This window comes from Streptococcus sp. zg-86 (assembly GCF_017639855.1).
GTDB lineage: Bacteria > Bacillota > Bacilli > Lactobacillales > Streptococcaceae > Streptococcus > Streptococcus zhangguiae.
In genome coordinates this window covers 1,595,100-1,619,797 of sequence record NZ_CP072115.1, presented here as the reverse complement: position 1 = coordinate 1,619,797, position 24,698 = coordinate 1,595,100, and the positions used below count along the sequence as shown (strand labels likewise).

Below are 24,698 nucleotides of genomic sequence, written 5' to 3'. Positions count from 1 at the left end.
TAAATAAAATGGAAAAACAGAATAAATACAGTATCCGTAAATTCAAAGTAGGGGTTGGATCAGTTTTGATTGGTTTTGCCCTAGCAGGGGGTGCTATGACTCCTGTTTATGCTGATGAGACAGCAGAGCTGGTTGCGACAACGGCACAAGAAGTCCCAAATGATCACGATACCTATGAAGAAGCGCCAGTTAAAGATTATTTGATTGTCGAAAACGCTAATAAAGAGTATGGTCAAGGTACAACATCCGATTCAAATGCTAATCGTCGTGTGACGATTGAGGTAGGTGTCAAGCCAACAGTGGAAGATAAGATGGTAGATGGTAAAGAAGTGACCTCTACAACAAATTATATGGTTCGCTACCCTCTTCTGAACGCAGAACCAGCTACCAATGCAAATAACGATGTCGTTGAAGCTACGGAAGCTGCAAAAACAGATAATTATAAAGAACTCGTCATTCCTTATGAAGAAGTCACTGTAAAAAATTACACTGGTCCACAGGATACCCTTGTACTTCAAGGATTTGGTGAAGAGGGGAGATTGGACGTAAATAAATTCCTTGAGCCAATCCGTGATAATTGGGACAACAATACTGCTGACACCAAGCGTGCAGTTGAATTTCGTTTTAAGGATGATACAGGAGATACTACTTACTTTAGAATTCTTCCAGGAGAAAACGGAAGTATTCGACCTGACGACCTTCGCTACCGTGATGCAGCTCTGACTGCAAATGACAACCTTGCCTTACCGCCTACTGCTTCTATCGGTCAAAGCTATACAAGTTATCCTGGGACGACAGATTTTAGAGGTTATGGAAAACGTTTGGATAATATTCCAACTGTAGGTCTCTATAAATATTTGTCGAAAGTTTTAAACCCATTAGACAATCCAGATATTCCAGAAAATCGTTCAACCAATAATCAGTTATATTTCTATAATGGGGAAAAAGATAAAGAACAGAAATTAGAAGTATCGTATCGGTATTATTATGCAGCGACACCACCAAGTTTAGAACCTGGTGCTCCTAATACGGGAGTTTGGGCAGGAGCAAACTATGATCCAGCAGCAGCGAATTCTTGGGAAACGATTGGTAGTGTTACGCTTAAGCCTCACATCCAGTATCTAGCGACAAATGGGCAAATGAGTTCTGAACCCAATCCTAATATTCCTATATCTTCTACATACTGGTATCGTAATCTTTACTCGGTAGATATCTCTCCGAAGACACGGACTGAGGGAGAATATACAATAAATACAACCTATAAGCTTGATAAGGAAACGGGTAGAGCAGTTGCAGTCAACGAAGAGCGGATAAAAACTTCTGAATTACCCAATAATCCATGGCAAACGATCTTCAACTCAGAAGTGATCGGTCTTAGTCTTCCAAAATTTAACAAGGCAGAAGGTGAGGAAGCCTCCGAAAAAGGGACTATTTCAATTTCCGAAAATCCCTTGCTCAAACTAGTATCTGATGCGAACTTTAATGTGAGCAAGACTTATCTAGTAGAGCTGTATAAAAAAGTATATGGTGCAAGCACTGAGAGGGATAGAGAACGTATTGCCAATGCTCTTTTGGAATACCGAGATTTAAACCTCGTTCGTCGAGCTGCAGATATTGATGATCCAAAGAATCTTTACGGTGTCAACAATTTACCTTATCGTGCAGATGTTCGAGAGCAAATTCAAAAAGAATTGGCGGTATACCTTGAAAGCGCACAGCCAAATCGTGCAGCTGTTTTAGTGCCGGATGTACGAGTTCGTCACTGGTTGAAAAAGAAATCTGAAGATCAGTCAACCTTGCTTCTTGAGGAAGAAAAAGGACCGATTACGAAGCTGAATGACTATTTTACGAAAGGTTCAGAAGAGGTTCTTGGCAAAGGATACACCTATCTTCGTGCAGAACATACAGACCAACAGTATATCTACAAAATCGATCAAGAAAATCTCTATTATGATGAATGGCGTAATATCCGTTATAATAGAATCCGCATTAATACCACACAAACGGAAGGATTAGGAACAGTTGCGCCACCATTCTTTGGAGCTAGTGGCTATACAGGAGCTGGGTTCAATGTTGATTATGGTTACTTCCCATTTGTAGAAGCAGTCAGCGATGAACGAGCAGAAGAAGTTCGTAATAATCCAAATGGTGAATACCGAGTGTATGATCGTGCTCGTCATGTAAGGACGATTGATGTTTTCTATGATGAAGTACCAACAGTCACAGAAACGAAAGAAAAAGGTCATGTCGTTGTTCATTATGTTGATGAGAATGGTAAAACCATTAAACCGGATAAAGTCCATGAAGAATTAGTTGTGAATAATATCACGACAACGACTTATCCAAGTGGTCGTGAACCTGAAATTGTAAACACTCCTACAAACGCAACCTATGATGTTAGACCTGATCAGGATGCCACCATCACTTATGAAGGCTTTGAATATAAATTTACAGCAGTAAAAGACAACAAAGAGTTGAGTGGTATCCTCCCAGCTGGCACGACAGAGATTACCTATATCTACAAAGCTGTTCCGCAGATGGAAGAAAAAGTAGAAACTGGAAAAGTTCTTGTATCTTATCGAACAATCGGTGGTACGATTATTAAAGATACCAAGCCGGTAGTTGATACAACGGTCCTTACCAAGATGATGATTACAAAGCTTCCAGACTCCATATCGAAAGAAGTTGAGCGTAATACAGTACAATACCGAACAACTGCGGAAGAAATGGAAGTCGTAGATGGCGTTCCTTACAAATTAGTCGGAATTGCTGGAAATTCTGCTCCTGTAGAAGGACAAGTAGAAGTGGGCGAGAAAGAGGTTATTTATCTCTACTCTCCAATTCAAGACGAAGTCATAACGACAGAAGTCAAGGGAAGCGTTATTGTGCGCTATATTGACAAGGCTACAGGTCTAGAAATCCATAGCCCTGACACAGTTGTGACAGATGGTCTTGTCAGAACAGAGACGCGTACGATTAGTCGATATGCAGATAAGGATGGGAAGTTCCGAGTTCTATCTGATAAAACAGTTCCTAGTCCAACAAATACAAGTTACAGTAGTATCTCTAAGCGTTTAGGCACTATTCCTGTTAATGATTCCATGTATTACTATGTTGAAGTTGATACAGCTGAAAGAGGTATACTTGAAGAAGGTTTGACAGTTATTACCTATAAGTACTTAAAGCCGACTGTCGCTGCTATGGAAGAAAAAGGTCAAGTTTTCGTTCATTATGTCGATACCGCAGGAAATGTCATTAAGACAAGAAAGCAATACAATGAAGTCGTGGTGAATCGTATTGCCACAAGTACCTATCCAGATGGGCACAAAGAGACAACGATTACTCCGACCAATGAGATGTACGATGTCTTGCAAGATCAAGATGAGAGCATTAACTTCAAGAATTACAACTATACCTTTAAAGAAGTCAAAGATAATACTGCCTTAACTGGAACAGTTCCTGTTGGTGAAACGCATATCACCTATGTTTATGAGGCTGTGCCAAAAGAAACAAGAGCAGATGAAAAAGGTCGCGTCATCGTTCATTATGTCGATACCGCAGGTACGACCATTAAAGCTGATAAAGTCTATGATGAAGTTCTAGTTCATTCGACTCTGACGAAGACCTACCCAGATGGACGTACGGTTCCTCAATCAACAGTAAGTGGGGAGCAATACAATGTCATCGGTGACAAGGATGAGAGCATTAACTTTGAAAAATTTGAGTATATCTTTAAGGAAGTCAAAGACAATGTCGCAACAGCTGGAACAGTCCCAGTTGGTGAAACACATATTACCTATGTTTATAGTGTTGCTCCAAAGATTGAAAAAGTAGAAGAAACCGGAAAAGTCCTTGTAACCTATCGAACAGTAAGTGGTAAACTCATTAAAGACACAGCTACAGTAGTAGATACAACAGTTGTCAAAGTGAGCACAACCACTTCAACACCAACGGAAAGCAAGACCGAAATACAACCAATTGAGGTGTCGTACGATACAGCTGCAAATGATACGGAAGTTGTAGAAGGCATAACCTATAAATTGATTGGAACAGATGTCACATCTGCCCCAGTAAAGGGAACTGTTGAAGTAGGTACGAAAGAAGTAATCTATCTTTATGTGCCTGTCCAAGAAGAAGTGAGCAAGAAGGAGACAAAAGGTAGCGTTAGTGTTCGTTATGTGGATATGGATACTAATCTTGAAATCCATAACCCAGATACTGTTGTCACAGACGGTCTGATTAGCACAGAGACTCGTACTATCAAGCGTTATGCTGATAAAGATGGTTTCTTCCAAGTTCTTTCTGATGATACAAATAAGACAACAACAGGAGCGACATATAACAGTACCGATAAGAAGTTAGAGACGATTGATGCCAACGGTGCGACCTATCACTATGTTGAAGTAGACAAACCTGAAACGGCTACTCTTGAAGAAGGTTTGACGGTCATTACCTATAAATATTTGAAACCGACAGTCGTTACGCAAACTGTAACTGGTCACGTAACGGTTCATTATATCATCAGTGGAACAACAACTGTTTTGAAAGATCCGGTTGAGACGATGAAAAATACAGTTGTAAAAACTACAACTACTCAAACTCTTCCAGACAAGACGATTACATCTACAGATGTGGATTATCATGTAGACTATGATACACAACCATTTGTACCACCGATTCTTGTCAAAGATAATGTGGAATATGTCTTAGTTGTGACCCCAGCAAACAGCGCAGGAACAGTGGTAGAAGGAAATACAGATGTTACTTACGAATACCTTCCAAAGATTGTTGAGGAAAAACACGAAGAGCTGAAGGGCTCAGTCGTCGTTCATTATGTGGACGAAGCAGGGAATCCACTTCTGCCGAATAACAATCTTGTCACAGATGTTCTTGTGAAAATAACAGATACAACTGTTATTAGAAATCAAAAAGAGCCCCTTGTGAAAGAGCAAGAATTCACAAGCACTTACATGGCTCACCGCGTAGAAACCTTGGTACACGAAGGCAAGACTTATCAATTAGTACGCGTTTCAGACAGCCATAAAGTTGGTGAAACCGATGTTGTAGCGTCAGATGCACGCATTGGTGAGGCAACAGGTAATGTGCAAGAAGGTATGACAGATGTTATCTATGTTTACCGATTAGTAGACGATTCTAACCAAGAACCAAAACCGGAACCTAAGCCGGAACCAAAACCAGAGCCAAAACCGGAGCCTAAGCCGGAGCCAAAACCGGAACCTAAGCCGGAGCCAAAACCAGAGCCTAAGCCGGAACCAAAACCGGAACCTAAGCCGGAGCCAAAACCAGAACCTAAGCCGGAGCCAAAACCAGAGCCTAAGCCGGAGCCAAAACCGGAACTTAAGCCGGAGCCAAAACCGGAACCAAAACCGGAACCTAAGCCGGAACCAAAACCGGAACCAACACCAGTTCTTCCAACTCCGAATCAGTCAGTTGAACCAAGACAACCAGCTTCTTCGAAAACTCCTGACCTTCCTGTTTCAACTCAAGCATCGACAGAAACATTGCCAAATACGGGTGATATGGCAGGAAACAGTGCATTTGCATATGGTGCGACTGCCTTAGGTTTAGCTGCTTTGATTGGATTCGGAAAGAAAAAATCAGAAGATGAAGAATAATGATTGTTTATTGATTTCACTCTTCTAACAATAGTAAGTACATCCCCAGATAGTCTATCTATTTGGGGCTTGTGCGCCTATTCAGACAAAACAAAAAGACTCTATTTCCTCGTATGGTCGTCATACTCAGAAATAGAGTTTTTCTTATCTCGAACGTTGTTTGCCAGCGTTGCGATTTTTCTTTTTAGAAGAAGATGTGGTAATCGCTGTATCCATTGTTGGGGTGACATCTTTTACACGAGTGCTTGTGTGAAGCGGTTTTGGAGGATTTTGTTCAAATTCTTCTGCAATTTGTCTGCGCAGTTTTGGTTTGAGGAAGAAGTTGGTAATCACTTGTTGAAGGATTCCGATAAATCCACCGACAACCCAGTAAAGAGTGACTCCAGCAGGAGAACTCCATGAGAAGAATGTAATCATGATTGGGTTCATCCACATCATTGATTTCATCTGTTTCTTTTGTTCTTCATCGACACCGACCTGCATGAGAAGGGATTGGAAGTAGTAGAGAACTCCGGCTGCTACAGTAAGAATGAGACTTGGCTTTCCAAGGGCGATTCCCATGAAACTAGCATCCGCAATTCCTTCTGTATAGCGTGCAGCATAGAACAGAGCTGAGAAGAAAGGCATTTGGATGAGGAGTGGTAGACAGCCCATTCCACCAAACATGCTCACACCATATTCTTTCTGAGTAGCAAAGAGTTCTTGTTGAGCAGCCAACTGTTCTTCTTGTGAGCTTGCATTTTTCATTCGCTCTTGGATTGGACCCAAGATAGGTTTGAGATAGTGCATTTTCTCAGACTGGTAGGTTGCTTTCCACGATTGGTAAATACCAAGTGGTAAGATGAGTAAGCGGACACAGATTGTCACGACGATGATAGCAACTCCAAATCCTAGTCCCTGATTTTCAGCGAAGAATTGGATGACATTGCCCATTGGCTCAACGAGGAATTTGTAGACCCAACCTTCCCCAGTCGGTACACCATTTTTGGTCTTTACACAGCCCGATAGGAAGAAGAGCATGGATAGGACAAATCCTGATAATACAATACGTTTTGATGTTTTCACTTTCTCGTTTCCTTTTTTACATGATACATTCTATTTTACTTGTTTTGGAGAAAATATACAAGTCTAATACCACTGTTTGACCTGAAAATCGCTAAAGTCTTCAAAATGAGCAAGAGTGACATCCAGATAGGTTACTTTTGCCATACGAGAGGGGCCTTTTCGGATTTCATGGATAAATTGGCTGAGCTTAGCAGTATCGCTTGATTGAGCAAGAATAGTGACTGTTCCATCATCGTTATTCCAGACTCGACCATAGATATCTCCGATTTCTCCTGCAAGAAATTGGACAGACCAACGGAATCCAACTCCTTGTACACGACCTGATGCAATCATTTTGACTTTTTTCATACATTTCTCCTTTTTGACAAGACCTTCACTTTATTATATCATTGATGATAATGAAAGAAAATGGGGAATAATATGGAAGTGATTCGCTCCAAGTCTAATCGCTTGATAAAGGAAACGAAAAAATTACATCAGAAGAAATACCGCAAAGAATCTTACTTGATTGAGGGCTGGCATTTATTTGAAGAGGCACGTAAAGCGAATGCTGAGATTGAGCGAGTGTTTGCACTCGAAAATCATGTAAATCAGGTAACAGGTTCTATTCCGGTAACGGTTGTCAGTCCAGAGATAGTACAAGAGCTGTCAGATAGTCAAACACCACAGGGTATCGTAGCTCAGGTAGCTCTAAAACAGCCTCTCTTTCCTAAACAATTAACAGGAAAATACCTTGTTTTAGAAGATGTACAGGATCCGGGAAATGTCGGAACCATGATTCGGACAGCTGATGCTGCAGGCTATGATGCCGTTTTTATCTCAGATAAGTCTGCAGATATTTATAGCCTAAAAACCCTACGTTCTATGCAGGGCAGTCATTTCCATCTGCCGATTTATCGTGTGGCAATAGATGATCTTCTTGGCCAGTTCAAAGCAAATCACGTACGCATCTTAGCTACAACCTTATCTACACATTCTGTGGATTACAAAGCGATTCGGGTACCTGATTCGTTTGCAATCATTATGGGAAATGAAGGCCAAGGCATTTCAAGATTGGTAGAAGAGCAGGCAGATGAGTTGGTCCACATTCAGATGCCTGGTCAAGCAGAAAGTCTAAATGTTGCCGTAGCAGCAGGTATTTTACTCTTTAGCTTTATTTAAGCTAGGAAGAGTAAACTGTGGTATAATGGAAAAACGAGGTGATGTGATGACAGTATATACAGAAGATGAAGAGTACATGGCTTATGTTGGATTCTTAATCCAAAAGCCCAAGGTACAAAAGCTCGCTACAATCCCTCATCATTACTATTCGACACGCTTGGAGCATTCCATTCATGTGTCCTATACCAGCTACAGGATTGCTAAAAAATTGGGTTGGGATGCAAAATCAACGGCTCGAGGGGCTCTCTTGCATGATTTGTTCTATTATGATTGGCGCGAAACTAAATTTCGGAAAAGCCATGCGTGGGTACATCCGCGAATTGCGAAGCGCAATGCACAAAAATTGACCAAGCTCAACAAGGTCGAAGAAGATATTATTGTCAAGCATATGTTTGGTGCAACCATTGCTCCACCACGTTATAAGGAATCTTGGATTGTGACGTGTGTAGACAAGTATTGGGCGATAAGAGAAGCAACACTTCCCTTACAAAAAATGTGGAAAGAACGGCATATTTCCATTCGTTGAGTGAAATAGAGGAGGATAAAATGAATCAAGAACAGTTTATTATCAATCAAGTAGATCATACTGCTTTAAATCGTTTCTTTGGAAAAATCTACGGCTTTGTCGCAGCAGGTATCGGACTATCTGCTTTAGTTGCCTACCTATCCTTGACAGTTTTTCAAGGATTTACACTTCGTTTATTATTAGGAGGATCATTTATTATCTGGCTGATTATGCTAGCTGAGCTTGCCCTTGTCTTTGCGGCTTCTCGTATGGCAGCTCAAAATAGTCCCATGGCTTTACCCATGTTTCTAGCTTATTCGGTGATGAATGGCTTTACCCTTAGTATCGTGCTTCTAGCTTATACAGGGGAAACCGTCTTAACAGCCTTTCTAACTGCCGCCTTGATGTTTGTAGCGATGGCGGTTCTTGGTCTGACAACTAAGAAAAACCTATCTGGTATGGGACAGGCTCTCTATGCAGCTTTGATAGGAGTGATTATTGCCAGTGTGGTGAACTTTTTCCTTGCTAGCTCTGGGATGAGCTTTATGATTTCGATCCTTTCTGTGCTGATTTTCTCAGGATTGATTGCCTATGATAACCAACGAATCCGCTATGTTTTTGAAGAAACCAATGGTGAAGTGGGTCAAGGTTGGGTCGTTTCGATGGCCTTGTCACTCTATTTGGATTTTGTCAATCTCTTCTTGAATCTTCTTCGAATCCTTGGTTCAAGAGATTAAATCAACTAATTGAAAGAATATATATGAAAGAAGGCTGCTATAGCGGTCTTCTTTTTGGATAGATTAGGAAGTGACGAGTATGTGACGAGTGTGTTATGATATGCTATTAATATCACTACTACAAAAGTATAGTGAATTGAATAACGGTTAAGACATCGTTCAGTCGCTTTGATGAACGCCAGTTCTATCTGCAGCTCCCTGCCTTGCCCTATTCCAGTTTCAGTTGACTATATTGTTGAATTTTAATGACTATTAAAGAAAAATTTCACTTTTTTTCAATAAAAATTGAAATCGTTTTCTGATTTATGGTATACTAGAATTATAGAAGAGACTAGGAGGATTGCATATGGCAGTTAAAGATTTTATGACACGAAAGGTTGTCTACATTTCCCCAGATACGACGATTGCACATGCAGCTGAACTAATGCGGGAGCAAGCGATTCATCGTCTACCTGTCATTGAAGATGATCAATTAGTTGGTCTTGTCACTGAAGGAACAATTGCAGAGGCGAGCCCTTCAAAGGCGACCAGTCTGTCTATTTATGAGATGAATTATCTCTTGAACAAAACCAAGGTTCGTGATGTCATGATACGAGATGTCATCACTGTGTCTAAATTTGCCAGCCTAGAAGATGCCGTTTACTTGATGTACAAAAATAAGGTTGGTATTTTGCCGGTTGTGGACAATAATCAAATGGCAGGGGTCATTACAGATCGCGATGTCTTTGCGGCCTTTCTACATGTGTCTGGTTATGGTGAAGCAGGCGTGCGCGTGCGCTTTTTGGTAGAAAATAAGGCTGGTGAGCTGGAAAAGATTATCAGATTGATTTCAGAAAAAGGCTACAACATTGTCAGCACTGTTCAGATTGCGGATAAGTCAGGTAGTGTGGTCATCGAAGTACAGATTGAAGGCAAGGTCGACAGTCAGCAGTTAGCAGACACATTTGAACAGGCCAATATCAAAGTGGATAATATGGTGCCAACTGAAACGAAGAAAATCTAAAAAAGAGCAGCTTGCTCTTTTTCTGTTATGATAATCGATACTCTAGAGACAGCAAGAGTTGTGATACTGAATAGCAAGTATACTCTCTTATAGATTAGTTTGAAAGGAATAGAAAAGCCATTCGATTTGAATGAATGGCACATCCTTATTTTTCAAAGGGTTGTTTATTGCTATCAAGTGTAAATCCTTCGCCTAAAACTTCATGGGCATCCGTAATTGTGATGAAGGCATGGGGATCAATACGGTGGATTAGTTCTTTCATTTCTTGTAGCTGACTTTTATAAATGACAGAATAAACCATATCAATCTCTTTTCGACTATAAAAGCCCTGTGCTTTAATCAGTGTAATCCCACGTTCGATATTTTCGTCAATCGCTTGCGCCAATTCATGTGATTTTTCAGAGACAATCATAACGCCTTTACTTCCGTAATTTCCGTCGCTGATAAAGTCAATCACACGGGAGACAATGGTGACCATCATGAGCGTATAGAGAACATTTCTTAAATCATGAAAGACTAGAATAGTGAGGGTTAAGACAAAGATATCAAAGGCTAGGATAATTTGCCCAATCGTATAAGAAGTATATTTGTGACCAATACGGGCTAAAATGTCACTTCCTCCAGTCGTTCCCCCAGCCTTGAAAATCATTCCCAGACCAGCCCCCATAAGAATCCCTCCTAGAATAGCAACTAAAATGAGGTCATTTTCTAAGGGAATGGTAATGGGGATATGTTCAAATATGGCTAGCCAAGCAGTTACGCCAAGCGTTCCCACTAGGCTGTAATAGAGAGTTCGTTTTCCTAGAATTTTCCAACCAATGATAAACAGAGGAATATTGATGAGAATATTCATGAGCCAGGGTTGAATCCCAAACAGATAGTAAAGAATGAGGTTAATACCCGTTGCACCGCCTTCATAGAGGTGGTTTGGAATAATTAAATAGTAGAGGCCAAAAGAAAATAGGCCTGCTCCTACCAGAATAAAAAAAAGATTTTTGGCTCGTAGCATTCACCTTCTCCCTTCATTTCGTCTATTCCCATTCTAACAGATTTAAAAAGGATACACAAGACAAATAAGAAGTGCTTTTTCCTGGCTTTTTTGGTAGAATAAAAAGAAGTGTAGTCATTCGTTTTCACTTAGTCGGTTGTTGCTTGCCTAGTCCAGCTTGGTTATGCCTGCGACTTATTTCCTAACACGAAATGAAAACTGAACGCGACTATATATTCAAGTAAGAGAAACAGATGATGCTGAAAGAGTATCATGAAATAGGGGATTCGTATGACACAAGGAATTTTTATCACATTGGAAGGGCCAGATGGTGCAGGAAAGACAACGGTCTTACAGGAATTGGTGCCTCGCTTGGAAGCATTAGGAAAGCAAGTCATCACGACTCGTGAGCCGGGTGGTGTTGCGATTGCAGAGGAAATTCGCTCAGTTATCCTAAATCCTCAGAATACAGCGATGGATGATAAAACAGAATTATTGCTCTACATTGCGGCAAGGCGCCAGCATTTGAAGGAGCGGATTATCCCAGCCTTAGAAGATGGCGCCCTGTTACTAGTAGATCGCTTTATCGACTCATCTGTTGCCTATCAAGGTTTTGGCCGGGGACTCGACATTGAAGCCATTGATTGGTTAAACCAGTATGCTACAGATGGTCGTAAGCCAGATTTGACTCTTTATTTTGATATTGATGTCGAAGAAGGATTGGCTCGGATTGCTCGAAACAAACATCGGGATGTTGATCGACTGGATATGGAAACCTTGGATTTGCACGAGCGTGTGCGAAAAGGGTATTTAACGATTGTAGACAAGGAAGCAGAGCGTGTGGTGAAGATTGATGCTTCTGAGAATGTGGAGAAAGTGGTAGAGGCAGCCTATACTGCTATCTATGACCGCCTTTTTAGATAAACGATGAAAAAAGAAGAATTACAAAGACTACAACCTCAGCTTTTCCAGTCTTTTCAACTGGTCTTACAACAAGAACGACTAGCGCATGCCTATCTCTTTTCAGGTGATTTTGCGAGTTTTGAAATGGCTATCTTTCTGAGTCAGGCGATTTTTTGTGAGAAGAAGGACGGACATGTTCCTTGTGGCCATTGCCGAACCTGTCGCTTGATTGAAGAAGATGAATTTGCAGATGTAACGATTATCCGTCCCCAGGGCAATACGATTAAGACAGAGACCATTCGAGATTTGGTCAAGCAATTTTCACAGTCTGGTTTTGAATCGACTCAACAGGTCTTTATTATTCGTGATGCGGAAAAAATGCACCCAAATGCTGCCAATTCTCTCTTGAAAGTGATAGAAGAGCCTCAGAGTGATAGTCACATTTTTTTATTGACCAGTCAGGAACAGGCCGTTTTGCCAACCATTAAAAGCCGAGCGCAGTTCGTTACCTTTCCCAAAAATTTACCAATCTTAGAGCGGTTGTTGGAGGAAGAAGGCTTGTTAAAAATGCAGGCCCAACTGATTGCTCGTCTGGTCGAAAATATTGAAGAAGCAAAACAATTAGCCAGTCAGAAATCTTTTTTGGACCTACTAGCATTCGCTAAAAAATGGCTTGACCTGCTGCTGACTCAGTCTGATCAAGCTTATCTGCAGATAGGGGTCTTAGTACGCCTAGTAGGTGAAAAGGGAGAACAGGCAAGGTTGCTAGATTTGCTTACCCTCCTATTAGCAGATCGAATGAGAGAGCCACATGTCTTGATTTACTTAGAACATCTACAACTAGCACGCCGGCAATGGCAAAGCAATGTTAGCTTACAAAACGCCTTAGAATACTGGGTATTAGCAACAGAAAAACAAGTGAAAGGATAGAGGATGGATAAGAAAGAGATTTTTGATGCCCTAGAAGGTTTTTCAAACAACTTACTGATTACGATAGCAGAAGTTGATGCGATTAAGAAACATTTGCGAGGGGTCATCGAAGAAAATACTGCGCTACGCTTAGAGAATTCCAAGCTGCGGGAACGCCTAGAAAAAGAAGACCGTGAACCAAATCGGACAGCGAATTTTGGAAAAGAAAATTTGAAAAGTATCTATGATGATGGCTTTCATATTTGCTCCTATTACTATGGTCAACGTGCGGATAACGTTGAGCCATGTATGTTTTGTGATGAATTGTTGAATAGAGAGTAACCATGCAGATTCAAAAATCAGTCAAACATTCCTTGCCCTATGGCACCCTATACCTTGTCCCAACTCCGATTGGTAATCTTCAGGATATGACCTTTCGAGCGATTGAGGTTCTAAAAGAGGTAGACAGTATTGCGGCAGAAGATACGCGCAATACAGGACTTTTGCTGAAACATTTTGGGATTGAGACGCGGCAGATTTCCTTTCATGAACATAATGCCTATGAAAAAATTCCTATCTTGCTCGATATGTTGCGTTCCGGTCATTCAATCGCTCAGGTGTCAGATGCGGGGCTTCCAAGTATTTCAGATCCAGGGCATGATTTGGTTAAAGCTGCAGTTGCAGAAAATATTCCAGTTGTTGCACTTCCGGGGGCATCTGCTGGGATTACAGCTTTGATTGCTTCTGGTCTAGCTCCTCAACCGCATATTTTTTATGGATTTTTACCACGGAAATCTGGTCAACAAAAAGCCTTTTTCGAAGAGAAAAAGCACTATCCAGAAACACAGATTTTCTACGAATCGCCCCATCGGGTCAAAGCGACCTTGGAAAATATGCAGGCTGTCTACGGGGATCGCTCTGTGGCTGTGGTTCGTGAATTGACAAAACTGTATGAAGAATACCAACGTGGACAGATTAGTGAAGTTGTGTCTTTTATCGCAGAAAATCCCTTAAAAGGTGAATGCCTAATTATCGTAGCGGGTTACGCAGAAGATGAGGTCCTTGTAACAGATGAAGTGGATATGGTAGCAGAAGTGGATAAGCTGATTGCGGCCGGTCATAAGCCCAATCAAGCGATAAAGGAAGTAGCCAAACGCTACCAACTTAAAAAGCAAGAAGTCTATGATCTCTATCATGAGATTGGCTAATCTTTGTAGGATTGATAATACGATAAGGCTATCTACATTAGAATAATTAATTGGGTTGGGTGCGATTACTTCAACCCTTTTTTCTATATGTCCATGCTTATTTTTCTCCTGTGATACATGCTTCTTAGCCTTTGAGCTTTGTAATCTTTATTGAAAACAGCCCGCCTAGGCTTCAAGACCTGATATCTTCGGAGAAAAAACTTAGCCTAGGCATCAAGTTTTACAGTTTTCGCTGAGAGAAAGTTCCCTAGGCTTTAAGTTTTGCTTTCTTCCGTGAAAAACACTAGCCTAGGATTCTATTCTCTCTTTTTTCAGTAGAAACTACCAGTCTAAGATTCTAGTCTCTCATTCTGCAGTGAAAACTATCCGCCTAGGTTTCCAGTCTTTCTTTTTTCAGTAAAGACAGTCAGCCTAAGATTCTATTCTCTCTTTTTTTCAGTAGAAGCTATCATCCTAAGATTCTAGTCTCGCATTCTTCAGAGAAAACTATCCGCCTAGGATTTTATCCTCTCTTTTTTTAATAAAGACAGTCAGCCTAGATTTCCAGTCTGGTTTTTCTCTTGTGAAATTTCTCCTCAAAAGACGAATAAGGGAGCTAACAAGAGTAAAAAAGATGGAATTGTCTGAAAATTTGTGATATAATAAACAAAATCTTTTTATCTTGGAGGAGTATGATGACAATCTATAATTTTTCTGCAGGACCTGCAGTATTGCCTACCCCTGTCTTAGAAAAAGCACAGGCTGAATTACTGGATTACAAAGGCTCAGGAATGAGTGTATTAGAGATGTCGCATCGCTCCAAGGAGTTTGATGACATTATCAAGGGAGCTGAAGCAACTTTACGAGAGTTGATGGCCATTCCAGACAATTATAAAGTTTTGTTCTTACAAGGCGGCGCCTCACTTGAATTTACCATGATTCCCCTTAATTTCGCTCGTGGCAAGAAGGCCTACTATCTAGCAGGTGGTTCATGGGGGAAAAAAGCTTATACAGAAGCAGTCAAACTCTCTAAAACAATCGCTTTTGAGCCGATTTTACTTGGCTCGACAGAAGACATTACCTATGCGGAACTGCCAAGTTTTGATAAGAATACAATCGACCCTGAGGCAGCCTATGTCCACTTGACGACCAACAATACCATTGAAGGAACAGCTGTTTATACGATTCCAGATACCAATGGTGTCCCAGTCATTGCAGACATGTCGTCCAATATTTTGGCGGCTCGCTATCGTGTGGAAGATTTTGCCATGATTTATGCAGGTGCTCAAAAAAATATTGGCCCTGCAGGTGTGACAGTCGTCATAGTCCGTGAGGATTTCTTGAATGATGAGCCAGTCTTGTCAAGCATGTTGGATTACCGCATTCAAGCAGAAAATGAATCGCTCTACAATACACCACCAGCTTATTCTATCTACATTTCGAAACTCGTCTTTGAATGGGTCAAGGAAATCGGCGGTGTCGACCAAATGGAAAAACTCAACCGTGAAAAATCAGGTCTCTTGTATGATTACATTGACCAATCAGCCTTTTACACAAACCCAGTACGTAAGATTGAAGAACGTTCGGTAGCCAATATTCCTTTTGTATCACCAAGTCCAGAACTCGATGCAAAATTCGTCAAAGAAGCGACTGCGGTAGGCTTTAAAAATATCAAAGGTCACCGTTCGGTCGGCGGTATGCGAGCTAGTCTGTACAACGCTTTTCCACGCCAAGGAGTGGTTGATCTGATTGCCTTTATGAAGAAATTTGAAGAGGAGAATGCCTAATGGAAATTCGACTTGCTCACCCCAATGAAGTGACTGCGATTTGTCAGATTTTTCAAGATGCTCGTGATTTTTTAGCACAGTCCGGTAGTAGCCAGTGGCAAGGTGTCTATCCGAGTCAGGATGATGTCTTTGAGGATATTTTATCAGGTCGTGGCTATGTGGCAATTGTAGAGGGACAGGTAGCAGCCTATACAGCTGTCCAAATTGGCAATGAACCAGCCTATAACGAGATTTATGATGGAAAATGGCAGCACAATAATTTTCTCTACACCACTTTTCACCGCGTAGCAGTTGCGCAACAGTTTCGTGGGCAACAAATCATTCAGACCTTTTTACAGGGCCTGATTGAAGGACAAAAGGGTCCAGATTTTCGATGCGACACCCATGAAAAAAATCTGCCCATGCAGCATATCTTGGAAAAATTAGGCTTTGTCTATTGTGGGAAAGTTCCAATTGACGGGGAGCGCTTAGCCTATCAGAAAATAAAAAGTAAGCAAGAAACCAGTTTGTATCAGGAAATTGCAGAAGATGACCGCTGGTTACTAGGACGAAATGACTAAAAAAGAATAGAAAGAGAAGGGAATGGGGATAGCCACTCCCTTTTAGGAAATAACATGGTATTTAGTGTACGAACTTTTAACAATATTAATCAAATTGGCTTGAAAGAACTGGGAAATCAATTTCAGATTGATGGAGATCAGGCAGCTAATCCAGATGCTTTTATTATTCGCTCTGAAAATTTACATGGTGTTGCTTTTCCTGAGAATCTAAAAGCGATTGCTCGTGCAGGTGCAGGAACCAACAACATTCCAATTGAAGAAGCAACAGCCCAAGGAATTGTTGTTTTTAATACACCGGGAGCCAATGCTAATGCGGTAAAAGAAGCAGTCTTAGCCTCTATTTTACTCTCTGCGCGTGACTATATTAGCGCTAGTGCATGGACCAACACCCTATCAGGTGATGATGTGCCAAAACAGATTGAAGCTGGGAAAAAAGCCTTTGCAGGAACAGAAATTACAGGGAAAACTCTTGGTGTCATTGGACTAGGTGCCATTGGAGCCAGAATAGCAAATGATGCTCGCCGTTTGGGAATGAACGTTTTGGGCTACGATCCTTACGTATCGATTGAGACTGCATGGAGCATTTCAAGCCACGTCAAACGTGTTGCTGATTTGAAGGAGATTTTTGCGCAGTCAGACTACATTACAGTTCATGTACCACTAACAGAGCAGACACGTGACTTGTTCAATGCGCAAGCATTTGCGATGATGAAAAAAGGAACGACCATTATCAACTTTGCTCGTGGAGAATTGGTGAATCATCAGGACTTGTTTGATGCTATTGCAACAGGTGTTGTTGGTCACTATGTGACAGATTTCGGAACAGAAGACTTACTCAACAAGCCCCACATTACAGTTTTCCCCCATGTTGGTGGTTCAACAGAGGAAGCTGAGCTAAACTGTGCCATTGCGGCTGGTCAGACAATTCGTCGTTTTATGGAAACAGGAGAAATTACGAACTCGGTCAATTTCCCAAATATGCACCAAGCACTGTCAACACCATTTCGGATTACCTTGATCAATAAAAATGTGCCAAATATGGTAGCTAAGATTTCGACAGCCGTATCTAGCTTAAATATCAATATTGACAATATCTTAAATCGTTCGAAAGGCGATTATGCCTATACCATGCTTGACTTGGATGAAGCAGATATGGAAAAAATCAAGGCACTTGCTGAGCAATTTGAAAGTGATGAGAATATTGTCAAGGTTCGTATCATCGAAGGTAGGAAAAACTAATGGATAAAAAAGAACGAAAAGAATATGTGAAAGAATTAAAAGAACGCTTTGAAGTCTTTCAAGTGAATCTCGTTACAGCCCTCTGGGTGGATAAGGAAACAGGTATCGAGTACCTTCGTCTAGGAGACGGGGAATTGCGTCCCTTGTTGAATCCAGAAGGAAAGCCAAACATCAATAAGAAATTCCAAGATGATGTACTATAAATGCCTGTATTCATCACCGCTAGGGGAGCTGTCTATCATTGCAACAGATAAAGGATTACGCGGTATTTGGTTTGAAAATCAGCAGCATTTTGAACGTGGCATCACAGAAAAACCAATCATGACAGAACACCCTGTCCTAAGACAAGCCGTCTCCTTGTTAGATGATTATTTTGCTGGTCGGACAGTTGATGTTTCCACTTTAGCGCTAGACGTTCCTGCTACACCATTTCAAGAAACTGTTTGGCAAGTGCTTCAAGAAATCCCCGGTGGGCAGACCATGACCTATGGTCAAATTGCCAAGCGCTTGGGTATGGCTTCTGGTCAAGCAGTCGGTGGTGCGGTGGGGAAAAATCCGGTTGCGATTCTGATTCCTTGCCACCGAGTAGTAGGTAGTAAGGGGCAATTGACAGGCTACGCAGCGGGTCTTGAGAAGAAAATTTGGCTACTCACACATGAATCATCAATGAAAAAAGAGGACAATACATGTTAACATTTTATGAATACCCAAAATGCTCAACCTGTCGAGCAGCAAAGGCTGAGTTACAAGCTCTGGGACTTGAATTTGAGGCGATTGATATTAAAACGAATCCACCCAAAGCTAGTCAGTTAAAAGAGTGGATGGAAGCGACAGGGCTTGAACTCAAGAAATATTTCAATACCTCTGGCAATAGCTATCGTGCTTTTGGGTTAAAAGACAAATTTGACCAGTTGACAGTCGATCAAGCCTTGGACCTACTAGCAAATGACGGTATGCTCATCAAGCGCCCTTTACTCATTCAGGACGGCAAAATCCTGCAGATTGGTTATCGAACAGAGTATAGAGCACTAGGGTTGTAAGAGAAGAAAGATAAATGAGCTAATGATGGTGACACTATCCTTGTATCATGAAGTTGAGCATGGCCGTTTATTGCAGATCCTATTCTTTACGTAATATACGCATACCGATACTCTCCAAAACATTATTGAAACATCTAAAAAAGATAGGGATAGGTATCCAATCGCAATACTTGATCATGAAGATGGGTACCTCATTGGCTTTTTTTGTCTGCACATAAATGCTAAGAAGTATGGTTATGATTTAGAGGATTATCTATTTTCTCCAAGGTGGCAGTAATCTAAGAAGTACTTATCTATAGTAAGTGCCACACATTGTATAGTGAATTGAATAAAGGTTAGGACATTGATAAGCTGCTTTGATGAATGCCCAGTTCTATCTGCATGTCCTATTCCTTTCTGAATCCACTATTATCAATCTTAACAGAAAAAACCACAGATATTATTTACTACCTATTTTAGGTGAAACAATGTCTGTGGTTTTGTTATTTTATCTTGCAGAGGATTTTCAAGGAAAGAAGAACAGGCAAATCCCTGCGACAAGAAGGGCAATCAAGGCACTAACGACTGTAAATCCCGCAACAATAAGAACGTTTTGATAAGGTGCTTTAGCTTTCTCCTCGCGTTTTTCGATTTTGCTGAGTGATTTTCCCTCGCTATAGGCAATCAATTCTTTGATAGTTTTCAAATTATATTTCTTCTTGAACCGATCGACCTGATGAGCGTAATAAAGAGAGACTCCCCAGAGAATCAAGAAAATGATAATGCCTGTCCAACCTAGATAGTAAAAGAGTGGAAATGAGAGGACGGCACAAAGAGAGAATCCCCAAGTCATGATGCGTGAATGGCGTTCGTATCTGTTATAGTCTGCTCCGTGGAGAATTTCTCTGAATGTCACAATATCCCCTTGCACGAGTTGGTTCAGGTCAGTATCAAAAATCTGGCAAAGGAGCAGAAGATTTTGAATGTCAGGATAGGTCGTTCCACGCTCCCAATTGGAAATAGTTTGTCGGCTGACAAATAATTCTTCTGCTAAATCATCTTGAGACAAGCCAAATTCCTTGCGATAGTATTGAATCTGTTTTCCAAGTTCCATAATGATTTCCTCCTTCTACCTCTAGCATACTAAATGATTGCATTTCTTGCTAGCAAAATCCTTTGACAAGGGATGAAAAAAGAGCAATGTCAAGGAATTAAGACACGTTCTAAGGCTAAAAATAAGTTGACAGGAAGTTGACAAGGTGTAAATAAAAAGGCAAGAGCGAACTCTTTTGCCTTTTTGCATTATTTGGCGGTGCTTTCTCGTACTGCGATGTAGTGTCCTTCGTTGTCAGCAAAGGTGAAATGAACCATCCCTTGGTATTCCATGATGGGATTGGTGGAAACGCCTGCTTGTGTCAAACGTTCGTACTCAGATTTCAAATCTTCTGTGTCGAACAACAGACTTGGAAAGCCGAGAGTCATACCAGGATTTGCTTTTGCAACCCACTCCTTATCATGAATGCCAAATTTGGTCGTAGCCTCAAGCGACGGCGTAATTTCATAGGAAATAGCGTCTCCGTGGTCAGCTGTATCTAAGAGAACAAAGCCCATTTTTTCGGTCCAAAATTCCATAGCGGCTGTTGTATCCTCTACATAGAGCATAGTGGTTGATGTTGTAATCATCATTTCTCCTTATAAATCAATTTCCATCACGATTGGTGTGTGGTCTTGGCGGGCACCTGAGTCAATCATCTCAGACTTGGTGACCTTATCAGCCACACGATTGCTGGTAAGCCAGTAGTCAATTCTCCAGCCGGTGTTGTTGATTTTGCTGGTCTTGCTGCGTTGTGCCCACCACGTGTATTGATGAGGAAGGTCACCGTGCAAGTGGCGGAAGGTATCGGTGAAGCCTTGGGCAAGTAGATTGGTAAATCCCGCACGCTCTTCATCGGTAAATCCAGGTGATTGACGGTTGCTAGCAGGATTTGCAAGATCGATTTCGTGGTGGGCAACATTATAGTCACCTGTTGCTAAAACAGGTTTTTCTTGGTCTAATGTTGCTAAATATTCTGCATACTTTTCATCCCAGACTTGGCGATCGCTGAGGCGTTTCAACCCGTCTCCCGCGTTTGGTGTGTAGACCTGGGTCACAAAGAAATGTTCGAATTCTAGGGTGATGATTCGACCTTCCAAGTCCATGGTCGTTGGCGCTCCAATTTCTGGGAAAGTAATAGTTGGTGTCAAGCCTTTTTTATAGAGAAACATGGTTCCTGCATAGCCTTTACGAGCTGGTTCGACAGACGAACGCCATGTATTTTCATAATCAGGAAAGAGTTGCTCTAAAATCTCCAAATGCTTTTTAGTAGGTCCTTTGGCTGACAATTTCGTTTCCTGAATGGCGATAATATCCGCGTCTTCTGTAACGATCGTTTGCAAGACAGCTTGTGACAATTGTGCACGGGCAGAGTCGCTAGTTAAGGCTGCATTGAGAGAATCAATATTCCATGAGATGAGTTTCATATTCTATCCTTTTCTTTTTGTTCTTCTTGTATTATATCAAAAAGTGAGAGAAGTAGGCTTTTTTTGTGCTCAATCTTCTGTGGTCATTTCTACACATAGGGAAGTAGAGTACGTGATATTTTGTGTGTTATCAGCTTCTTTTTTATGATATAATGAAGAAATAGAACTGGGTTTCATTTGCCCTGAAAGGAAAAGTTATGACAGAAAAGAATTTTTACATTACGACCCCCATTTATTACCCTTCTGGGAAGCTCCATATTGGTTCTGCCTATACAACGATTGCCTGCGATGTTTTAGCGCGCTACAAGCGCCTTATGGGCTATGATGTCTTTTATTTAACAGGATTGGATGAGCATGGTCAAAAGATTCAGACCAAGGCAGCTGAAGCTGGTATTACTCCGCAAGAATATGTGGACGGTATGGCCGATGAGGTCAAAAAATTGTGGGAACTCTTGGACATTTCCTATGATAAATTTATCCGCACGACAGACGACTATCATGAAACGGTAGTCGCAGAAGTGTTTGAACGTTTGCTGGCACAAGACGATATTTATCTAGGAGAATATTCTGGCTGGTATTCTGTGTCTGATGAGGAATTTTTCACCGAAAGCCAGTTAGAAGAAGTTTTTCGAGATGAAGCAGGCAAGGTGACTGGGGGAATTGCTCCTTCTGGTCATGAGGTGGAATGGGTATCAGAAGAATCCTACTTCCTTCGTTTGAGCAAATATGCGAATCGCTTGGTAGCCTTCTTTAAAGAACGTCCTGATTTCATCCAACCAGATGGGCGGATGAATGAAATCGTGAAAAACTTTATTGAACCAGGACTTGAGGATTTGGCAGTCAGCCGGACTTCCTTTACCTGGGGAGTTCCAGTACCGTCCAATCCAAAACATGTTGTCTATGTCTGGATTGATGCCCTCTTGAACTATGCAACAGCTCTTGGCTATGGTCAAGTAAATCATGCAAATTTTGATAAATTCTGGAACGGAACGGTTTTCCACATGGTTGGAAAAGATATTTTACGTTTCCACTCGATTTACTGGCCAATCCTCCTCATGATGCTCGATTTACCATTACCAGAACGCTTGATTGCTCACGGTTGGTTTGTCATGAAAGACGGCAAAATGTCTAAGTCTAAAGGAAATGTTGTCTATCCGGATATGTTGGTGGAGCGCTATGGACTCGATCCTTTGCGTTACTACCTCATGAGAAGTTTACCGGTCGGTTCAGATGGGACCTTTACACCAGAGGATTATGTAGGACGGATTAACTACGAACTCGCCAATGACCTTGGAAATCTCCTCAACCGTACGGTGGCTATGGTGAATAAATACTTTGATGGACAAGTGCCTACCTATGCAGAAAATGTGACAGCCTTTGATGCGGATTTGGCACAGGTAGCAGCAGAAGCAATCGCAGAATACCATAAGCAAATGGATGCGGTGGATTATCCACGTGCCCTAGAAGCTGTCTGGACTTTAATTGCCCGTACTAACAAGTATATCGATGAAACAGCTCCATGGCTGTTAGCAAAAGAGGAAGACAAACGAAGCGAACTGGCTGCCGTCATGAGTCACTTGGCAGCAAGCCTACGTGTGGTTGCCCACTTGATTGGGCCATTCATGATGGCAACAAGTAGCGCTATCCTAGAGCAGTTGGGAATGGAAAAAGCAAATAGCTTAGAGGATTTAGCACTGGCAGATTTACCAGCAGACTTGCGAGTGGTTACAAAAGGTCAGCCAATCTTCCCACGTCTTGAAATGGACGAGGAAATTGCCTACATCAAGGAACAGATGGCAGCAGGTCAGCCAGCTGTAGCTACTGAAAAAGAATGGAAACCAGAAGAGGTTGAATTGACCCTCAACCGCAAGGAAATCAAGTTTGATGATTTTGAAAAGGTCGAAATCCGTGTGGCGGAAGTCAAAGAAGTTAAAAAAGTTGAAGGTAGTGATAAATTGCTTCAATTCCGATTGGACGCTGGTGACAAGGAAGACCGCCAAATTCTTTCAGGTATCGCCAAATATTATCCAAATGAGCAAGAATTGGTCGGTAAAAAAGTGCAAATCGTAGCCAACCTCAAACCGCGTAAGATGATGGGACACATCAGTCAGGGGATGATTCTATCTGCTGAACATGGAGATAGCTTGACCCTCTTGACAGTTGATGCTACCGTACCAAATGGTAGTGTGATTGGATAGATAACAAAGAAATAGAAAAGATGAGGAGTGAGACAAAAATCGGTATTTCGAAGAAATCGATTTTGTTGTCTCACCCCCGCAAGGTTGACGCGGTTTGTAGAATGTTGATTTATCAACGTTTTACAAACCCGACAGTCCTCGCTTTTGAATTTCTAGGCTCAGGTATCAATAGTCACTCCCCTGACTATTGATATGCGTTAAACTGTTAAATCTATAAAGGAATCGAGGCTGGACATTTTTGTCTCAGCTTCTCTTTTTTTTTACGAATAAATAGACAGGAGGGCTTATGCTAGTTGCACAAAATGAACAAGGACAGTCTGTCCACTTACTCGAACAGCAAACAGTAGACGGTCAAGTGTTTTTTTGTCCCGGCTGTGGTGGACCTGTACGCTTACGCAAAGGGCAAGTTATGCGACCCCATTTTGCGCATATTTCATTGAAAAATTGCCATTATTTTTCAGAAAATGAATCGGAACAACATCTACAATTAAAAATGAGTTTATATCAGTGGGCTTTGCAAGATAGCCAGGCAGAACTCGAAAAACGATTGCCAACGATTGAGCAGATTGCTGATATTTTCATAGCAGACAAACTGGCTCTTGAGGTCCAATGTTCAAGTTTGCCGATTGGTCGCTTACAAGAGCGGACACGTTCCTATAAGCAGGCAGGATACCGCGTTCTTTGGCTCTTGGGGAAAGACTTATGGCTAAAGAAGCGTTTGACCAGTCTGCAAAAACAGTTTCTCTATTTTAGTTCCCACATAGGTTTTTTTCTTTGGGAATTGGATAGGGAGCGTGAAAAAATCCGTTTACGTTATCTTATTCATGAGGATTTGCATGGTCGTGTACAGTGTTTGACCAAGGAATTTTCCTTTGGAATGGGGAACTTATTGACGATATTACGTTTTCCATATCAAGGGGAAAAAGTAGCTGTACTAAAAGGGAAGCCAGATGGACAGTTGTTGGCTTATATCGCAAAACAACTCTATCATCACTCTCCCAAATGGTTGGAACTTCAAGCACACTTTTATCAGAAGGGTGGCAATCTCCTCACTCAAACATTAGATGATTTTTACCCTCAGATTCGTCTACCGGAATCGACAATCGGATTTGCCCAAATTGAGCAAGATTTGTCTGCTTATTATGCTCATTTTTGGCAATATTATCAGCAGTTGGATTGCAAGACAGAGCAGTATCTCTACTCACCAGCATTTTATCAGATAAAGTCAAGGAAAAAACTCGGACAGTAGAGCTAACGTTAGAAGAACTACGTTTGTTATGG

At 41.4% G+C, this 24,698-nt stretch carries 23 protein-coding genes; 17 read left to right on the top strand and 6 right to left on the bottom strand.

The genetic code is table 11. The annotated features are described in order from the left end of the window. Positions 1-8: 8 nt before the first annotated feature. Positions 9-5,636: an LPXTG cell wall anchor domain-containing protein gene (locus tag J5M87_RS07610; protein WP_154608302.1), complete on the top strand. Its 5,628-nt coding sequence runs from the start codon at positions 9-11 to the stop codon at positions 5,634-5,636. 144 nt (positions 5,637-5,780) lie between these two features. Here J5M87_RS07610 and yidC read toward each other — a convergent pair whose 3' ends face one another. Beyond that, positions 5,781-6,701 carry a membrane protein insertase YidC gene (yidC, locus tag J5M87_RS07605; RefSeq protein ID WP_160463240.1) on the bottom strand — a complete coding sequence of 307 codons (921 nt, stop codon included), beginning with the start codon at positions 6,699-6,701 and terminating at the stop codon, positions 5,781-5,783. Positions 6,702-6,764: 63 nt separating this feature from the next. Further along, on the bottom strand, positions 6,765-7,049 hold the full coding sequence (locus J5M87_RS07600) for an acylphosphatase (protein WP_067086312.1): 285 nt from the start codon (positions 7,047-7,049) through the stop codon (positions 6,765-6,767). Between the two features lie 72 nt (positions 7,050-7,121). Here J5M87_RS07600 and J5M87_RS07595 point away from each other — a divergent pair, with 72 nt between their 5' ends. The 4 genes from J5M87_RS07595 to J5M87_RS07580 all read left to right on the top strand — a co-directional run bounded on the left by J5M87_RS07595 (position 7,122) and on the right by J5M87_RS07580 (position 10,107). Further along, entirely contained in the window at positions 7,122-7,862 is a 741-nt protein-coding gene (locus J5M87_RS07595) for a TrmH family RNA methyltransferase (RefSeq protein ID WP_154608301.1), read from the top strand. Between the two features lie 46 nt (positions 7,863-7,908). Beyond that, positions 7,909-8,388, top strand: a complete 480-nt coding sequence (locus J5M87_RS07590; RefSeq protein WP_154608300.1) for an HD domain-containing protein — start codon at positions 7,909-7,911, stop codon at positions 8,386-8,388. 20 nt (positions 8,389-8,408) lie between these two features. After that, positions 8,409-9,104 (top strand): Bax inhibitor-1/YccA family protein, encoded by a 696-nt coding sequence (locus J5M87_RS07585; protein WP_154608299.1) that lies wholly within the window; start codon positions 8,409-8,411, stop codon positions 9,102-9,104. Between the two features lie 346 nt (positions 9,105-9,450). Then, positions 9,451-10,107: a CBS domain-containing protein gene (locus J5M87_RS07580; RefSeq protein ID WP_154608298.1), complete on the top strand. Its 657-nt coding sequence runs from the start codon at positions 9,451-9,453 to the stop codon at positions 10,105-10,107. Between the two features lie 145 nt (positions 10,108-10,252). Here J5M87_RS07580 and J5M87_RS07575 read toward each other — a convergent pair whose 3' ends face one another. Further along, positions 10,253-11,116, bottom strand: coding sequence for a YitT family protein (locus tag J5M87_RS07575; protein WP_154608297.1), 864 nt, complete (start codon positions 11,114-11,116; stop codon positions 10,253-10,255). Between the two features lie 270 nt (positions 11,117-11,386). Here J5M87_RS07575 and tmk point away from each other — a divergent pair, with 270 nt between their 5' ends. The 10 genes from tmk (at position 11,387) to J5M87_RS07525 (ending at position 18,720) form a co-directional block, all read left to right on the top strand. Then, on the top strand, positions 11,387-12,019 hold the full coding sequence (gene tmk / locus J5M87_RS07570) for a dTMP kinase (RefSeq protein ID WP_154608296.1): 633 nt from the start codon (positions 11,387-11,389) through the stop codon (positions 12,017-12,019). Positions 12,020-12,022: 3 nt separating this feature from the next. After that, a complete protein-coding gene (locus tag J5M87_RS07565; RefSeq protein ID WP_154608295.1) occupies positions 12,023-12,928 on the top strand; it encodes a DNA polymerase III subunit delta' in 906 nt (301 codons plus the stop codon). A gap of 3 nt (positions 12,929-12,931) precedes the next feature. After that, entirely contained in the window at positions 12,932-13,249 is a 318-nt protein-coding gene (gene yabA, locus J5M87_RS07560; RefSeq protein ID WP_154608294.1) for a DNA replication initiation control protein YabA, read from the top strand. 2 nt (positions 13,250-13,251) lie between these two features. Next, positions 13,252-14,115 carry a 16S rRNA (cytidine(1402)-2'-O)-methyltransferase gene (gene rsmI, locus J5M87_RS07555; RefSeq protein WP_154608293.1) on the top strand — a complete coding sequence of 288 codons (864 nt, stop codon included), beginning with the start codon at positions 13,252-13,254 and terminating at the stop codon, positions 14,113-14,115. Positions 14,116-14,789: 674 nt separating this feature from the next. Next, positions 14,790-15,881, top strand: a complete 1,092-nt coding sequence (gene serC / locus J5M87_RS07550; protein WP_154608399.1) for a 3-phosphoserine/phosphohydroxythreonine transaminase — start codon at positions 14,790-14,792, stop codon at positions 15,879-15,881. Continuing rightward, entirely contained in the window at positions 15,881-16,441 is a 561-nt protein-coding gene (locus tag J5M87_RS07545) for a GNAT family N-acetyltransferase (RefSeq protein ID WP_154608292.1), read from the top strand. The genes serC and J5M87_RS07545 overlap by 1 nt, the downstream gene beginning before the upstream one ends. A 54-nt stretch (positions 16,442-16,495) precedes the next feature. Continuing rightward, positions 16,496-17,680: a phosphoglycerate dehydrogenase gene (locus J5M87_RS07540; RefSeq protein ID WP_154608291.1), complete on the top strand. Its 1,185-nt coding sequence runs from the start codon at positions 16,496-16,498 to the stop codon at positions 17,678-17,680. After that, positions 17,680-17,883: a DUF6440 family protein gene (locus J5M87_RS07535; protein WP_154608290.1), complete on the top strand. Its 204-nt coding sequence runs from the start codon at positions 17,680-17,682 to the stop codon at positions 17,881-17,883. Before J5M87_RS07540 ends, J5M87_RS07535 begins: the two co-directional genes overlap by 1 nt. Beyond that, entirely contained in the window at positions 17,873-18,373 is a 501-nt protein-coding gene (locus J5M87_RS07530; RefSeq protein ID WP_154608398.1) for a methylated-DNA--[protein]-cysteine S-methyltransferase, read from the top strand. The genes J5M87_RS07535 and J5M87_RS07530 overlap by 11 nt, the downstream gene beginning before the upstream one ends. Beyond that, positions 18,367-18,720 (top strand): arsenate reductase family protein, encoded by a 354-nt coding sequence (locus J5M87_RS07525; RefSeq protein WP_154608289.1) that lies wholly within the window; start codon positions 18,367-18,369, stop codon positions 18,718-18,720. The genes J5M87_RS07530 and J5M87_RS07525 overlap by 7 nt, the downstream gene beginning before the upstream one ends. Positions 18,721-19,225: 505 nt before the next feature. Here the strand turns inward: J5M87_RS07525 and J5M87_RS07520 are convergent. The 3 genes from J5M87_RS07520 to J5M87_RS07510 all read right to left on the bottom strand — a co-directional run bounded on the left by J5M87_RS07520 (position 19,226) and on the right by J5M87_RS07510 (position 21,219). Continuing rightward, positions 19,226-19,813 (bottom strand): helix-turn-helix transcriptional regulator, encoded by a 588-nt coding sequence (locus J5M87_RS07520; RefSeq protein WP_154608288.1) that lies wholly within the window; start codon positions 19,811-19,813, stop codon positions 19,226-19,228. Between the two features lie 188 nt (positions 19,814-20,001). Beyond that, entirely contained in the window at positions 20,002-20,382 is a 381-nt protein-coding gene (locus tag J5M87_RS07515) for a VOC family protein (RefSeq protein WP_154608397.1), read from the bottom strand. Positions 20,383-20,391: 9 nt separating this feature from the next. Next, on the bottom strand, positions 20,392-21,219 hold the full coding sequence (locus tag J5M87_RS07510; protein ID WP_154608287.1) for an exodeoxyribonuclease III: 828 nt from the start codon (positions 21,217-21,219) through the stop codon (positions 20,392-20,394). A gap of 197 nt (positions 21,220-21,416) precedes the next feature. Between J5M87_RS07510 and metG the strand changes: the two genes are divergently transcribed. Further along, positions 21,417-23,417, top strand: coding sequence for a methionine--tRNA ligase (metG, locus tag J5M87_RS07505; protein ID WP_154608286.1), 2,001 nt, complete (start codon positions 21,417-21,419; stop codon positions 23,415-23,417). A 286-nt stretch (positions 23,418-23,703) separates the two neighbouring features. Then, positions 23,704-24,666: a competence protein CoiA gene (locus J5M87_RS07500; protein ID WP_154608285.1), complete on the top strand. Its 963-nt coding sequence runs from the start codon at positions 23,704-23,706 to the stop codon at positions 24,664-24,666. Positions 24,667-24,698 lie beyond the last annotated feature (32 nt).

Bases quoted from the DNA above. Each gene is read 5' to 3' on its own strand.
- J5M87_RS07610 (WP_154608302.1), top strand. From the start codon at position 9: ATGGAAAAACAGAATAAATACAGTATCCGTAAATTCAAAGTAGGGGTT.
- J5M87_RS07600 (WP_067086312.1), bottom strand. From the start codon at position 7,049: ATGAAAAAAGTCAAAATGATTGCATCAGGTCGTGTACAAGGAGTTGGA.
- J5M87_RS07595 (WP_154608301.1), top strand. From the start codon at position 7,122: ATGGAAGTGATTCGCTCCAAGTCTAATCGCTTGATAAAGGAAACGAAA.
- J5M87_RS07590 (WP_154608300.1), top strand. From the start codon at position 7,909: ATGACAGTATATACAGAAGATGAAGAGTACATGGCTTATGTTGGATTC.
- J5M87_RS07585 (WP_154608299.1), top strand. From the start codon at position 8,409: ATGAATCAAGAACAGTTTATTATCAATCAAGTAGATCATACTGCTTTA.
- J5M87_RS07580 (WP_154608298.1), top strand. From the start codon at position 9,451: ATGGCAGTTAAAGATTTTATGACACGAAAGGTTGTCTACATTTCCCCA.
- J5M87_RS07575 (WP_154608297.1), bottom strand. From the start codon at position 11,116: ATGCTACGAGCCAAAAATCTTTTTTTTATTCTGGTAGGAGCAGGCCTA.
- tmk (WP_154608296.1), top strand. From the start codon at position 11,387: ATGACACAAGGAATTTTTATCACATTGGAAGGGCCAGATGGTGCAGGA.
- J5M87_RS07565 (WP_154608295.1), top strand. From the start codon at position 12,023: ATGAAAAAAGAAGAATTACAAAGACTACAACCTCAGCTTTTCCAGTCT.
- yabA (WP_154608294.1), top strand. From the start codon at position 12,932: ATGGATAAGAAAGAGATTTTTGATGCCCTAGAAGGTTTTTCAAACAAC.
- rsmI (WP_154608293.1), top strand. From the start codon at position 13,252: ATGCAGATTCAAAAATCAGTCAAACATTCCTTGCCCTATGGCACCCTA.
- serC (WP_154608399.1), top strand. From the start codon at position 14,790: ATGACAATCTATAATTTTTCTGCAGGACCTGCAGTATTGCCTACCCCT.
- J5M87_RS07545 (WP_154608292.1), top strand. From the start codon at position 15,881: ATGGAAATTCGACTTGCTCACCCCAATGAAGTGACTGCGATTTGTCAG.
- J5M87_RS07540 (WP_154608291.1), top strand. From the start codon at position 16,496: ATGGTATTTAGTGTACGAACTTTTAACAATATTAATCAAATTGGCTTG.
- J5M87_RS07535 (WP_154608290.1), top strand. From the start codon at position 17,680: ATGGATAAAAAAGAACGAAAAGAATATGTGAAAGAATTAAAAGAACGC.
- J5M87_RS07530 (WP_154608398.1), top strand. From the start codon at position 17,873: ATGTACTATAAATGCCTGTATTCATCACCGCTAGGGGAGCTGTCTATC.
- J5M87_RS07525 (WP_154608289.1), top strand. From the start codon at position 18,367: ATGTTAACATTTTATGAATACCCAAAATGCTCAACCTGTCGAGCAGCA.
- J5M87_RS07520 (WP_154608288.1), bottom strand. From the start codon at position 19,813: ATGGAACTTGGAAAACAGATTCAATACTATCGCAAGGAATTTGGCTTG.
- J5M87_RS07515 (WP_154608397.1), bottom strand. From the start codon at position 20,382: ATGATTACAACATCAACCACTATGCTCTATGTAGAGGATACAACAGCC.
- J5M87_RS07510 (WP_154608287.1), bottom strand. From the start codon at position 21,219: ATGAAACTCATCTCATGGAATATTGATTCTCTCAATGCAGCCTTAACT.
- metG (WP_154608286.1), top strand. From the start codon at position 21,417: ATGACAGAAAAGAATTTTTACATTACGACCCCCATTTATTACCCTTCT.
- J5M87_RS07500 (WP_154608285.1), top strand. From the start codon at position 23,704: ATGCTAGTTGCACAAAATGAACAAGGACAGTCTGTCCACTTACTCGAA.